General features: G+C 71.1%; 11 protein-coding genes. 3 read left to right on the top strand and 8 right to left on the bottom strand.

Translation table 11 applies throughout. The features are described 5' to 3' along the window. Positions 1-3: 3 nt before the first annotated feature. Together H5393_RS02230 and H5393_RS02225 are read right to left on the bottom strand one after the other, a co-directional pair. The gene (locus H5393_RS02230; protein WP_076060858.1) at positions 4-363 is read right to left on the bottom strand and encodes an NADH-quinone oxidoreductase subunit A; all 360 of its coding nucleotides are present in this window, start codon (positions 361-363) and stop codon (positions 4-6) included. A 16-nt stretch (positions 364-379) separates the two neighbouring features. Continuing rightward, positions 380-1,669 carry a geranylgeranyl reductase family protein gene (locus H5393_RS02225; RefSeq protein WP_182765352.1) on the bottom strand — a complete coding sequence of 430 codons (1,290 nt, stop codon included), beginning with the start codon at positions 1,667-1,669 and terminating at the stop codon, positions 380-382. Positions 1,670-1,946: 277 nt separating this feature from the next. Between H5393_RS02225 and H5393_RS02220 the strand changes: the two genes are divergently transcribed. Continuing rightward, the gene (locus H5393_RS02220; protein ID WP_255436246.1) at positions 1,947-3,179 is read left to right on the top strand and encodes an isochorismate synthase MenF; all 1,233 of its coding nucleotides are present in this window, start codon (positions 1,947-1,949) and stop codon (positions 3,177-3,179) included. A 54-nt stretch (positions 3,180-3,233) separates the two neighbouring features. On the opposite strand, the gene H5393_RS02215 is transcribed toward H5393_RS02220, so the two are convergent. Continuing rightward, positions 3,234-4,865 (bottom strand): DUF6297 family protein, encoded by a 1,632-nt coding sequence (locus H5393_RS02215; RefSeq protein WP_182765350.1) that lies wholly within the window; start codon positions 4,863-4,865, stop codon positions 3,234-3,236. A gap of 3 nt (positions 4,866-4,868) precedes the next feature. Next, entirely contained in the window at positions 4,869-5,513 is a 645-nt protein-coding gene (locus H5393_RS02210; RefSeq protein ID WP_076060865.1) for an ABC transporter ATP-binding protein, read from the bottom strand. A gap of 72 nt (positions 5,514-5,585) precedes the next feature. On the opposite strand from H5393_RS02210, the gene H5393_RS02205 reads away from it, so the two are divergent. Further along, positions 5,586-6,290, top strand: coding sequence for a demethylmenaquinone methyltransferase (locus H5393_RS02205; RefSeq protein ID WP_182763851.1), 705 nt, complete (start codon positions 5,586-5,588; stop codon positions 6,288-6,290). Further along, complete coding sequence (locus H5393_RS02200) at positions 6,290-8,050, top strand: TM0106 family RecB-like putative nuclease (RefSeq protein WP_182765349.1); 1,761 nt, start codon at positions 6,290-6,292, stop codon at positions 8,048-8,050. Before H5393_RS02205 ends, H5393_RS02200 begins: the two co-directional genes overlap by 1 nt. Here the strand turns inward: H5393_RS02200 and menD are convergent. The 4 genes from menD to H5393_RS02180 are packed head-to-tail and all read right to left on the bottom strand — an operon-like array spanning position 7,981 to position 12,297. Continuing rightward, complete coding sequence (gene menD / locus H5393_RS02195) at positions 7,981-9,513, bottom strand: 2-succinyl-5-enolpyruvyl-6-hydroxy-3-cyclohexene-1-carboxylic-acid synthase (protein ID WP_182765348.1); 1,533 nt, start codon at positions 9,511-9,513, stop codon at positions 7,981-7,983. The genes H5393_RS02200 and menD overlap by 70 nt on opposite strands. Next, positions 9,510-10,436, bottom strand: a complete 927-nt coding sequence (locus H5393_RS02190; RefSeq protein ID WP_182763854.1) for an o-succinylbenzoate synthase — start codon at positions 10,434-10,436, stop codon at positions 9,510-9,512. The genes menD and H5393_RS02190 overlap by 4 nt, the downstream gene beginning before the upstream one ends. Continuing rightward, entirely contained in the window at positions 10,433-11,311 is an 879-nt protein-coding gene (locus H5393_RS02185; protein WP_182765347.1) for a 1,4-dihydroxy-2-naphthoate polyprenyltransferase, read from the bottom strand. The genes H5393_RS02190 and H5393_RS02185 overlap by 4 nt, the downstream gene beginning before the upstream one ends. Further along, positions 11,308-12,297, bottom strand: coding sequence for an AMP-binding protein (locus tag H5393_RS02180; RefSeq protein WP_182765346.1), 990 nt, complete (start codon positions 12,295-12,297; stop codon positions 11,308-11,310). The genes H5393_RS02185 and H5393_RS02180 overlap by 4 nt, the downstream gene beginning before the upstream one ends. Between the last annotated feature and the right edge of the window lie 4 nt (positions 12,298-12,301).

The following is a 12,301-nucleotide window of genomic DNA, read 5'->3' as shown; positions in this document are numbered from 1 at the left end:
CGATCATTCCCAGTCGAGGCCGTTGCGGCGCAGGACGTAGATGTAAGGGATGAAGAACAGCACGATGAACACGATCATGGCGATGATCGCGAACATGCTGAGCTGGTTGTAGGCGACCGCCCACGGGAGCAGGAACACCACTTCGATGTCGAACACGATGAACATCATCGCCGTGATGTAGTACTTGACCGGGAACCGGCCGCCGCCGATCGGCTGCGGGGTGGGCTGGATGCCGCACTCGTAGCTGTCGTACTTTGCACGGTTGTACCGAGCCGGTCCGACGACCAGGCTCAGCCCCATGGATACCACGACGAACACGGTGGCGAGCAGCACCATGCCGACGATGGGGATATAGGGGTTCATCGTTGTTTCCTTCCGATCAGGCCGACGGAGCGACCTTGCACAAGGTGTTAATGATCCGGTCCATCGCGTCCCCGTCACGGGCATCGGTCAGGTTGGCCAGGAGCTTCATCACGAAGCGCATGAGCATGGGCCGGGGTAGACCGTATCGGGTGCAGATGTACATGATCCGCGGGTCACCGATGAGCTTGGTGAAGATCATTCCCAGGCGATAGTAACCACCCAGGCTGTCCTTCAGCGCGGCGGGGTAGGCCTGCATGGCCCGCTCCGCGGAGGCGGTGCCGACACCGCGCGACTTCGCTTCGGCCAAGGCCTGGGCCGCCAGTTCGCCGGCCTCCATGGCGTAGGCGATGCCTTCACCGTTGAAGGGGCTGACCATGCCGCCGGCGTCGCCGACGAGCACGAGCCCGCGGCCGTAGTGCGGCTGACGGTTGAACGCCATCGGCAGCGCAGCGCTGCTCACCTTGCCCACCATGTTCTCGTCGCGGTAGCCCCACTCCTCCGGGGTGCCGGCCAGCCACCGCTTCAGCAGGTCGCGGTAGTTGGTCTGCCCGAAGCCCTTCGACGTGCTGAGGACCCCGAGGCCGACGTTGCAGGTGCCGTCGCCCATCGGGAAGATCCAGCCGTAGCCGGGGAGCAGCGTGGACTTACCGGGCTCGCCGTCCCAGAGCTGCAGGTGCGACTCGAGGAACTCGTCGTTGCTCTGCGGGCTCGTGTAGTACGTGCGCACAGCGACACCCATGGGGCGGCTGTCGATCTTGTTGATGCCCATCGAGATGGCCAGCCGCGCGGAGTTGCCGTCAGCGGCGACGACGTAGGGGGCCTTGAAGACGCGGCCGTCCTTGGTCTCGACGCCGGTGATGCGACCGGTGCGGTCGTCCAGCACGGCGTTGGTCACGTTGGCGCCCTCGATGAGTTCGGCCCCCGCGGCCACCGCGTGGCGGGCCAGGAGGTCGTCGAAATCCGAGCGGGGACGCTGCACGCCGTAGGGCGGGAAGTCGGTCAGTTCAGGCCACAGCAACTCGAACGGCTTGACATGGCCGCCGTGCACGCGAAGACCCTTGTTGTGGATCCAGCCGGCCTCTTCAGAGGTGTCGATCCCCAGCCGGGTGAGGGCGCGGGTGGCGCGGGGCGTGAGGCCGTCGCCACACACCTTCTCCCGGGGGAAATGAGACTTCTCGAGCAGCGTGACGGAGAGCCCGTGCCGTGCGAGGTAGGTGGCTGTCGCTGATCCGCCCGGTCCGGCTCCGACGACGATGACGTCCGATTCGTGGGTGGGGCGGGCCGTGCCAGAGTTGGCGAACGACATACACACTCCTGTCGACTACGACGGTGATTACCGAGTCAGTCTAGGGGTGCCGGGACATTTCGGCCAACCAAGGCTCCGACTGCGGGCTACACTGCGAACCGCCTGCTGACTTGGGTATTTGGTCACGGCAGGCTTGCTAAATTACGTGCCCGGCCGTGCGTCGCAGATACCCCTCCCCCGCCTGGGGACGGTGGTCCCATAATCGGGGGCTGAATGGCCTCAGGCGAGCGTCGCGGCTATGCTCGCGAGGGTGATTCTGGACTTCGGGAGCGCTCGGATGCGTGCGACCACTGTCGCGATCGACGACCCCGGGGCCCTGGAGAGATTCCTCCCGGAGACCGGCCCGTCGACGGCGTTCCTGCGCCGCGGCGACGGCTTTGTGGCACTGGGCGAAGTGGCCCGGTTCGAGACCGACCGGCTGGACGCCGCCGACGTCTGGTGGGAGGAGATCTCCGGCCAGATCGACCACGACTCCGAGGTGCTCGGCGAATTCGGCACCGGTCCCATCGCGGTGGGCACCTTCACCTTCGACCCCGACAGGTCCGAGGAGCGCTCGGTCCTCACCGTCCCGGAGGTGATCATCGGCAGGCGCGGCGGGCTCAGCTGGATGACCAAGCTCGGCCCGGCCCGCGGCAACGCCACCCTCCCCTCGCCCGGTGAGCCCGTCCGGCCCCCGGCAGGCGTGACCTCGTTGGGCGGTTCCATGGCCGACCACGCCTGGACCGACATCGTGGCAGCGGTGGTGTCGCTGATCCGCAAGGGCGAGGTTCACAAGGTGGTGCTCGCCCGCGACCTCATCGCCCGTGCCGACAACCCGCTCGACCTGCGGTTCGTGCTGCGCGAACTGATGGCCACCTACCCCATGACCTGGGCGTACCTGGTGGACGGCATGATCGGCGCCACCCCGGAACTGCTCGTCCGCCGTGAGGGTGGACTCGTCACGTCGCGCGTGCTGGCCGGCACCGTCTGGGGCGACGACGAGGATGCGGACCCGATCAGGCTCGCCGCACGCCTCGCGAAATCCAGCAAGGACATCTCCGAGCACGAGTTCGCCGTCGAATCCGTGGCGAGGGCGCTGGCGCCCTACTGCAACGCGATGAACGTGCCCGAAGCCCCCTCAGTGCTGAAGCTCCCCAACGTGATGCACTTGGCCACCGACATCACCGGGGTGGTCGACGGGGCGGCCAGCGCCATGACACTGGCCGCCGCGCTGCACCCGAGTGCCGCAGTGTGCGGGACCCCGACGCACCTGGCGCTCGACGTGATCTCAGAGCTCGAATCCCTGGACCGCGGCCGGTACGCCGGGCCCGTCGGGTGGGTGGACACCCACGGCGACGGGGAATGGGCCATCGCGTTGCGCGGCGGCCAGGTGAGGCCCGAGACCCCCAACGAGATCCAGTTGTTCGCCGGGGCGGGCATCGTGGCAGATTCCTCGCCCGAATCCGAACTGGCCGAGACCGGCGCGAAGTTCGTGCCGATGCTGCAGGCCCTCGGTCTCAACGGCTCCTGAACGGCGAAGCGCGCCGCGGCCTGAGCCACGGCGCGCACACTCCCCCTGGCGCGGTCAGCGGTTGCGCTGGACCTTGATCTTCGCCTTCGGTGCGGCCGTTCCCTCGCGGCGACGGCGTTCCTCGGCGAGTTCGCGCTTCTGCTCCTCCTGCTGCTCCATGAGCTGCTCGCGGTCAAGACCGCTGCGCAGGATCATGAACGCGATGAGGCCGACGACCAGCGAGATCCACACGGGCCAGCCCAGCACGATGGGCAGGGTGACGAGCGCCACCATGTCGAGGCCGCGCAGCAGCGAGAACATCAGGCCGGGCGGCATGGCGCCGAAACCGGTGGACATGATGGGTCCGGAGTAGTCCGGCGGGCGGGCCGAGACCCATCGCACCGCGCCGAGGAACCCGGCAATGCCGGTGACCACGGCGGCGGAGGCCGCGGCGACGGGCTCGACGGTGACGCCGCCGCCCACGCCCATGAACGCAGGCAGCGTGGCGACGGCCCACAGCAGGGCGAGGACTCCAGGGACGACCATCGCGGCCTGCTTGACCTTGCCCGGGTCGAACGGGAAGCAGCGCTGCAGGCCCCTGGTGCGGGTCAGCACGCGCAGCGAGTTCATGAACGGGATCAGCGCCGCCACCAGCACCAGCGCCGACAACGGCGGGTTCAGGGTGGCCAGGCCCAACGCCTGCACCGCATAGGGCACCACGACGGTGGCCGCCAGCGTGACCAGCCGCATGGGCTGGCGCCAGAGGCGCTGCACGTCGCGCATGACCAGGGCGGTCATGCCGGAGCCGGCGCCGCGGGTGGGCTTCACGTGACCCTTTTCGCGGGCCTTGGCCTCGATGAGGATGTCTCGGATCAGGGCGAATTCGAGCGCGAACGCCGCACCCTGCAGCCCGCTCAGCAGCGACCCGCCGGCGGTGAGGCGGTTACGACGGACCCCGCGGAGCCTGCGGTAGGCAACGAAGCCGGCCACGAGGACCAGCAGGAGGCCGACGCCCGCCACGATGTAGGCGAGTTCGACGGCGATGAGATGGGCCCCGCCCAGGTCGATCCAGCCGGCGGCGCCGAAGACCAGCAGGACGAGGGTGCCGATGGCGATGACGCCGATGATCCACTGCAGCACGGTCACGACCCAGCGACGGTCGAGCCCCTGCTCGGCCGCGGCGAACGCGAGCAGGCCTGCGGAGCCGAAGCCCCCGGCCAGCGCCCAGATGCCCACTTCCGGCAGCGGTGATCCCGTCAGCGCGGCGATCAACGCCCCCAGCAGCCCGCCGACGACGAGCGCCAGGACGATGGCCGCGACCAGGCGGCCGGCCAGCAGCCGCCGTCGGTCCGTGGGGCCGTCCATGAGCCAGAAACCTTCAGCGGCGGAGGCGACGACGGGGCCGAACATGCGCGACAACACCAGCGTCGACGCCAGGATGCCGGCGACCGAGGCCCAGGGCAGCAGGCCGCGGGCGGCGAGACAGCCGGCGGTGTCACAGATCGCCACCACCTGCTGGGCGCGGACGATCGAGGAGATCACCATGGCGCCGATCAGCACGATGGAGAACACCATGACGTAGCCGTCGGACAGCGCCTGCCAGAGGCTGCGGTCGGCGCGCCCGCGTCGCCAGTCCTTCATCAGCAGCTTGAGCTGCTTCTCGTCGACGACCCCCAGGCCGTCGAAGTGGTCGTGCGCGGTGCTCAAGGCTCAGACCCCCAGCCGGATGGTGCGCGCGCCGATGGCCTCGAGGAGCGAGGGCTCATGGCTCGCCAGCACGATCGCCAGGCCGCCGGCGATGTCGGCCTTCAGCCGCTGGCCCAGCCAGGCGACACCTTCCACGTCGAGGCGCTGCTCTGGCTCGTCGAGCACCAGCAGCTGCCTCGGGCGGACGAAGGCGGTGGCCAGCGCCAGGCGACGCCGCTGGCCCGACGACAGGGTGGAGGGGAGCTGGCCGGCCTGCGGCACGAGCTGCACCTCCTCGAGCACCTCGTCGACGAGGTCGTCAGGGTGCTCGAGCCCGTGCGCACGGGCGAGCAGGTCGAGGTGTTCCACGACGGAGAGGTCCGGGAAGAAGTCGAGGTCGTCGATGACGGTGGCCACATCGCGGCGGATGATCGGGTTGGTCTCCGACACCTTGATCCCGTTGACCATGACGGTGCCCTCATCCGGCCTGTCCGCGCCGACGAGGCAGCGCAGCACCGTCGACTTGCCGGCGCCGTTGCGCCCCGTGAGCGCGACGGCTTCACCGGCCCGCACCTTCATGGAGAAGCCCTCCACGATGGTTACCGGGCCGTAGCCCTTCTTGAGGTTGTCCACCTGGAGTACGACGTCATTCTTAGCCACGTCCGCCATTGTCCACCATCGCCGCAACCGGGGCGAACCGGCGTCCCTGCATCCGTCGGTGGGCAGCGATAAGGTGAACCAATGCAGAGTGAGCCCGGCAGCCGAGCAACCCTTGACAAGCGGCGCGGTGACGTCGCCGCCATGTTCGACGGTGTCGCCAAACGCTATGACCTGTTCAACGACGTGCTGAGCATGGGTCAGGTGAGGAGGTGGCGCCGCGCCACGGTGGAGGCGGTGGACCCGCAGCCCGGGCAGCGCATCCTGGACCTCGCGGCGGGCACCGGCACGTCGTCGGCCGTCCTCGCGGCGCACGGCGCCTACGTGGTGCCCAGCGACATCTCTCTGGGCATGCTGGCCCAGGGCAGACGGCAGCAGCCCGGCCTCGACTTCGTGGCGGGCGACGCGGTGGCCCTGCCGTTCCCGGACGACACGTTCGACGCCGTCACCATCTCCTACGGGCTGCGCAACGTCGAACGCACGCTGGACGCGCTGAAGGAGATGTACCGGGTCACCAAGCCCGGCGGCCGCGTGGTCATCGCGGAGTTCTCCACCCCCACCAACCGGGCCTTCCGGCACGTCTACACCAACTACCTCGTGGCCGCGCTGCCCCGCATCGCCAAGCTGTCCAGCAATCCGGTGGCCTACGGCTACCTGGCGGAGTCCATCCTCGCCTGGCCGGATCAGCAGGGGCTGGCAGACCTCATGCGCGAGGCCGGCTGGCAGAGCGTGGAATGGCAGGACCATGCCGCCGGCATCGTGGCGCTGCACCGGGGCTGGAAGCGTTGATGAACAGTTTCGTGCTGGACGCCTACGCCGCCCGTAGTTGCCCGGTGAAGACGTTCCACACGTTCGACCCCACGGTCCCCCAGCCGGCACAGCCGCATGACGAGTCGCTGCGCGAATCGTTCCAGGGCGGCTCGGATTTCCGCGACGGGGTGCTCAATCGGCTGGCCGCCCGCACCCAGGGCGTCGTGGACCTCCGCAGGCTCCACGCGGAGGGCGCCTCGTGGGAGGAGCGGCTCAAGGCCGCGCTCGAGGCGATGGGCGCAGGGGCGCCGCTGATCCTCGGCGGCGTGCTACCCATGGATCTCGACGGCCACCGCAGCGGCCGGCCGGACGCGCTGGTGCGCGGCAGGGACACCGAGGCGGGGACGCCCGGCTACTGGCCGCTGAAGGTCAAGCCGTACCGGGTGCGCGAAAAGCAGGTGGGCGCCACGCAGCTGCAGGTCTCCACCATCGACGCCATCGGCACCCTGCAGGCCCTCCCTGACCTGCGCTATCGCGGCTACCGAGAAGGTGTGCTGCTGGAACTGGCACACCACTGGCGGCTGCTGGAATCCTGCGGCTTCGCATCCTCCTCCCCGCTGGCAGCCGTCGTGGGCGACGACCGGGCCGCCGGTTCGGAGCCGTCGGCCACCTGGGTGGACCTCACCACCAAGTTCATCCGGACCTATTCGAAGACCGCGGGCCACAAGCTGCGCTCGGCGCTCGAGCGCTACGACCACGAGCACGGCTTCCGCGTCTACGTGGCCGAGCATGCGCGTGAGCGTACGGGCGTGGATGACCCCGCGCCGGTGGTGCGGCCCATCCGCATCAAGGAGTGCGAGTGGTGCGCCTGGTGGCAGGTGTGCCGCCCGCTGATCGACGACGACGACCTCTCGCTGCGCATCTCCAAGGCGCCGCTCGACGTGCGCGAACTCCAGACGCTGCTGGGGCTGGGCATCAAGACCGTCGCGGAACTGGCGGAGGCGGACATCGACGCCATCCTCCTCCGGTACCTGCCGCTCACAGGTCACCGCGACCGCTCCGAACACCGCCTGCGCCAGGCGGCCCGCCGTGCCAGGATGTTGGCCAGCGGCGTGGAGCTGGAGCGCGTGAGCACCGAGGCCATCGGGGTGCCGCGCGCCCCCGTCGAGGTGGACCTCGACATCGAGACCGCCGACGACGGCACCGTGTACCTCTGGGGTGTCCTGGTGACCGACGCTGGGGGCTCGCGGTTCCAGCACTTCAGCCGCTTCGAGCAACTCACCCAGGAGGCGGAGACGGCCGTGGCGGCGGAGTTCGCCCAGTGGCTGCTGGACATGGTGGCGCGTCATCCGGGGCTCAGGGTGTTCCATTACAGCGACTACGAGACCGTGCACCTGCGACGGCTCGCGGAACGCAGCGCAAACCCCGCGCTGCTCGCGGCCGTGGAACTCATCAAGGACCACTTCACAGACCTGTTCGGCTTCGTCCGCGACAACTTTGTGGGCGTCGACGGGCTCGGGTTGAAGGTCGTCGCCAGCCGCGGCGTCGGCTTCCATTGGCGCGACGAGGAGCCCGGCGGGCTCGCGTCGCAGACGTGGTTCGCGCAGGCGGTCAAGGGCGGCACCGCGGAGGCCCGAAGCTCTGCGCGGCAGCGGGTGCTCGACTACAACGAGGACGACGTGCGCGCCACGTTGGCCGTCCGCAACTGGCTCACCGCCCACGACGGCCGTCAGGGCCTCGGGACCCCCGCCACGATGAACTCTGCGTCCGAGGCGAGCGCCTCCTCCAGCGAGGGCTGATCGGCCACGCGCACCGCCCGCCACCCCATGGCTGTGGCCACGGCCACCAGGTCCAGCCCCTGGGGCGTGCCGAACACCCGTTCGAAGCTGTCGGCGTAGTCCGGCGCGCCCTGCTCGAGCGTATGGAAGATCGAGCCGCCGTCGTCATCGGCGACCACGACGCGAAGCCCCGGCCACGGCTCGAGGGTGGGCCGGACGAGGGCCCCCAGGTCGTGCTGCACCGTGAGGTCACCGACCAGCACCGTGGTGGGGCGGTGGTCGGCCAGCGCGATGCCGGTGGCGGTGGCGATGGTCCCGTCGATGCCCGCCACGCCGCGGTTGGCGTAGACCCGCGGGGCGTCGTCACCCACCGGGAGCACGTCTGCGGCGCGGATGATCGAGCTGGAACCGAGCATGAGGTCGTGCCCACCGTCGAGCGCCGCGAGCACGGCCCTGGCGACGTGGCGCTGCGTGAAGCCCTCGCCGACCCCCGCCGCGTCGGCCGCGCGCCAGCGGGCCAGCCAGGACTCATCCTGTTCCGGGATCTCGACCGAGTCCGCGATGACGACCGCGCGATGCCCGGGATCCGTCCAGTCGGCCGCGGAGGTCACCACGATGAGTTCGACGTCGGCGCGGGCCATCAGGCCGACCACCGGCCGCGACAGGGTGGGGTGACCGAACACCACCACCCGTTCGATCTCGGCGCCCAGCGTGCCCAGGAGGTCGCGGTAGCCGGCGATGGCGCAGCCACCTCCTCGGGCGTTGGAGCTGGGTTCAGCGAAGAGCGGCGCCCCAGCCGCTTCGGCGACCCTCCTGGCTTCGGCGCCGATCTCGGGCGGGGCGTCGCCGGCCAGCACGACGGTGCGCAGGCCTGCCTCAACCCGGTAGACCTGCCCGGGCAGACTGGGGCTCACCAACAGCGGCCACTGCCCTGGTGCCGGCAACGGGCCCACCACCGGGGCGGCGAACTCGACGTTCAGCTGCACGGGCCCCGGCCGGCGGGTGCGGTAGCCGGCCGCGAGCACGACGGCGCGGTGCACGCCGGCGGCCCAGGCCGCCTCGTCACCGGATTCGGACGACAACCGGACGACGCCCAGCGCGGCCGGCCCGAGGGCCCCCGCCTGGTCTGCCGTCTGGCTCGCGCCGGTGCCCACGAAATGGGCGGGGCGGTCTGCCGTGATGAAGACCAGCGGGATGCCGGCGGCCCGCGCCTCCATGGCCGCGGGGGCCAGGTTCGCGACGGCGGTGCCGGACGTGGTCATGACAACGGCGGGGCGCTGACCGGCCTTGGCCAGGCCCAACGCGGTGAACGAGGCCACCCGCTCGTCGATGCGGACGTGCAGCCGGAGCACCCCGGCGCGGTCGGCGCGCTCGACGGCGAGCGCCAGGGCCGCGCTGCGGGAGCCGGGCGCGAGCACGACGTCGCGCACCCCCATGCTGAGGAGGGCGTCGACGATCGTGCTGCCCAACCGGATGCTGCTCATGAGACCCTCCTCCACCGATCCAACCAGAAGCGGGTGAGTTCCGGGCCGGCCGCGTACCGCTCGAGCAACGCGGGGTCCACGACCACCGGCCGCACCGGGAGCACGCCGTCGACCGGGTGGAGCGGGCTCGCCGTGACGTCGCCGTCGAGGAGGCGGGCGGTCTCCAAACCGCAGGCGTGGGGCAGCTCGGGCAGCGCGGCAGCCAGGGCCAGCCCCGCCCGGAGGCCGACGGAGGTCTCCACGGCGCTGGACACCACCACGGGCATGGCCAGTTCCTCGGCGAGCCGCAGGCAGGCGCGCACGCCGCCCAGCGGCTGCACCTTGAGCATGGCGATGTCGGCCGCCCCGGCCCGCTTCACCCTGAGCGGGTCGCCTGCGCGGCGGATGGATTCGTCGGCGGCGATGGGCGTGCCCAGGTCGAGCCGCCGCAGCGCGGCCAGTTCCTCGACGGTGGCGCAGGGCTGTTCCGCGTACTCGAGCCCGAACGGGTCCAGTTCCCTGAGGGCGGCGGCCGCCTCCTCGAGGCTCCAGCCGCCGTTGGCGTCCACGCGGAGCTTGGCCCCCGGCAGTGCGGCGTGCACCGCGGCGACCCGGGCGATGTCGTCGTCGATCCGCTCCCCCGAGGCAGCCACCTTGATCTTGATCGTGCTGCAGCCGGACGCCACCGCGCGGGCCGCGGCCTGCTCCGGCGGGAGGCCCGGGACGATGCCGTTGACGGGCACGGTGTCGCGCACCGGCGCCGGGTACCCCTCCTCGGCCATCTCCATGGCCGCGCGGAGCCAGGCGGCGGCCTCCGCGTCGTCGTACTCCGGGAAGGGACTCCACTCGGCCCAGCCCGCCGGACCCTCGAACAGGACCCCGCTGCGGTGGCTGATGCCGCGGAACCGGACGGTGAGGGGGATGTCGTAGACGAAGAGCCTCATGCCAGGTAGGTCCCGACGAGCAGCCCCAGGCCGATGCCGATCTCGGCGAAGCCGGTGGACTGGATCACGGGGATGAGTCCCCGGCCGTTGGCTCCCCCGAGGATGCGGCGCAGGGGCTCGACGAGCAGGCCCACGGCCAGGAGCGCCACCAGGGCCCACCACGTGGTCAGCGCAGCGAAGCCGATGACGGCGGCGACGGTGAGCCCGACGAGCGCCACGTAGAAGAGGCGGCTGTTGCGGTCGCCCAACCGCGCGGGCAGCGTCATCTTGCCGGCGATCCGGTCCGTGGGGATGTCGCGCAGGTTGTTGGCCACCAGGATGCCGGCGGCGAGCGCGCCCACCGCTGCGCCTGCCAGCCACGCGTGCCACGGCGCGGCGTCGGAGATCACGTAGGCGGTACCCACGGTGGCCACCAGGCCGAAGAACACGAACACCATGAGCTCGCCCAGCCCCAGGTAGCCGTAGGGCCGCTGGCCGCCGGTGTAGAACCAGGCGGCGACGATGGCGAGAGCCCCCACGACCAGCAGCCACCAGTGACCGCTCCACGCCACGACGCCCAACCCGGCCAGGGCAGCCACTCCGAACGAGAGGAACGCGGCCCGCTTCACTGCGGCGGGCGACGCCAGGCCGGAGGCGGTGATGCGGGTGGGGCCCACCCGGTCGTCGTCGGTGCCACGCACGCCGTCGGAGTAGTCGTTGGCGTAGTTGACGCCCACCTGCAGCGCCAGGGCCACCACGAGGCAGAGGGCCGCGATGCCCCAGTGGTACCTGCCGAGGGCGGCGGCGGAGGCGGATCCCGCCAGGATGGGGGCGACGGCGGCGGGGAGGGTGCGGGGGCGCGCACCGGCCACCCAGACGGAGAGGGAGTCGTTCATGATTTGACCAATCCTAGGAGGATTCGCCGGTCCGGTTTACCGCCGCCGGTGCGCGGCAGCGTCTCGACGGTGACCAGTTGCCGCGGCAGCGCCGGGGCAGGCAGCGAGCCGCGCAGGGTGTCCCGCCAGGTTTCCAGCGTGCCCCGGGTGGCGAACAGCACGATGCGCGCGCCCCATTCGGGGTCGTCGACGGCGAGCACGTCGGTCTCCGGGTCCAGGTCCGCGACGGCGCGGCGCACCGCTGCGAGGTCGACGTTGACGCCGCCGCTGATGACGACATCGTCGAAGCGGCCGTCGACGACCAGTTTCCCGTCGGCCCAGTGGCCACGGTCGTTGGTCAGCACGGTCCCCCGTCCGGCGGGGTGGCCGAGGTAGCCCTCGAACACGGTGGGCCCGCCGATCTCGATCCGGCCGCGCTCCCCCACAGTGACCCTGACGCCGGGCAGCGGGACGCCGTCCCACACCACTCCGCCGCAGGTCTCGCTCATCCCGTAGGTCTCGATCACCCGGATGCCGGCCGCCTTGGCCCTGGCGCGCAGTTCGGGACGCAGCGCGGCGCCCCCGACGAGGACGGCGTCGAACCTGCCCAGCATCGCGCTCAGCGCGGGCGACTCGAGGGCGCGGTACAGCTGGGTGGCCACGATCGAGAGGCAGTTGCGTCCGGGCGCCGGATCGAGGTCCGTGAGGTCGGCGGACGCGGTGCGCACCCCGTCGCCCAGGTGGCCGCGCACGAGCACCATGAGCCCGGCCACGTAGTGCGGCGCGAGCGTCAGGTGCCAGGTGGCGGGGAATCCGAGGCGCTCCTCGGCGGCGCGCGCCGCTGCCAGGAGCGCGGCGCGGTGCAGCACCACGAGCTTCGCGTCGCCGGTCGAGCCGGAGGTCGCCACGACGGCGCACCCGTCCGGCGCGGTGCCGCTGCCGGGGGCGAGCCACAGGCCGGGGCCGCCGTCGAGGAGGTCGCGGACCCGGGCGCTGATGGTGTGCATCCCG

The sequence above is a fragment of the Tessaracoccus sp. MC1756 genome, assembly GCF_014164735.1.
Taxonomy (GTDB): Bacteria; Actinomycetota; Actinomycetes; order Propionibacteriales; family Propionibacteriaceae; genus Arachnia.
Note: the sequence above shows the minus strand (reverse complement) of the source record. Positions and strands in the feature narration are given on the sequence as shown.

Coding starts and splice junctions, on each gene's coding strand:
- H5393_RS02230 (WP_076060858.1), bottom strand. CDS start 363: ATGAACCCCTATATCCCCATCGTCGGCATGGTGCTGCTCGCCACCGTG.
- H5393_RS02225 (WP_182765352.1), bottom strand. CDS start 1,669: ATGTCGTTCGCCAACTCTGGCACGGCCCGCCCCACCCACGAATCGGAC.
- H5393_RS02220 (WP_255436246.1), top strand. CDS start 1,947: ATGCGTGCGACCACTGTCGCGATCGACGACCCCGGGGCCCTGGAGAGA.
- H5393_RS02210 (WP_076060865.1), bottom strand. CDS start 5,513: ATGGCGGACGTGGCTAAGAATGACGTCGTACTCCAGGTGGACAACCTC.
- H5393_RS02205 (WP_182763851.1), top strand. CDS start 5,586: ATGCAGAGTGAGCCCGGCAGCCGAGCAACCCTTGACAAGCGGCGCGGT.
- H5393_RS02200 (WP_182765349.1), top strand. CDS start 6,290: ATGAACAGTTTCGTGCTGGACGCCTACGCCGCCCGTAGTTGCCCGGTG.
- menD (WP_182765348.1), bottom strand. CDS start 9,513: ATGAGCAGCATCCGGTTGGGCAGCACGATCGTCGACGCCCTCCTCAGC.
- H5393_RS02190 (WP_182763854.1), bottom strand. CDS start 10,436: ATGAGGCTCTTCGTCTACGACATCCCCCTCACCGTCCGGTTCCGCGGC.
- H5393_RS02185 (WP_182765347.1), bottom strand. CDS start 11,311: ATGAACGACTCCCTCTCCGTCTGGGTGGCCGGTGCGCGCCCCCGCACC.
- H5393_RS02180 (WP_182765346.1), bottom strand. CDS start 12,297: ATGCACACCATCAGCGCCCGGGTCCGCGACCTCCTCGACGGCGGCCCC.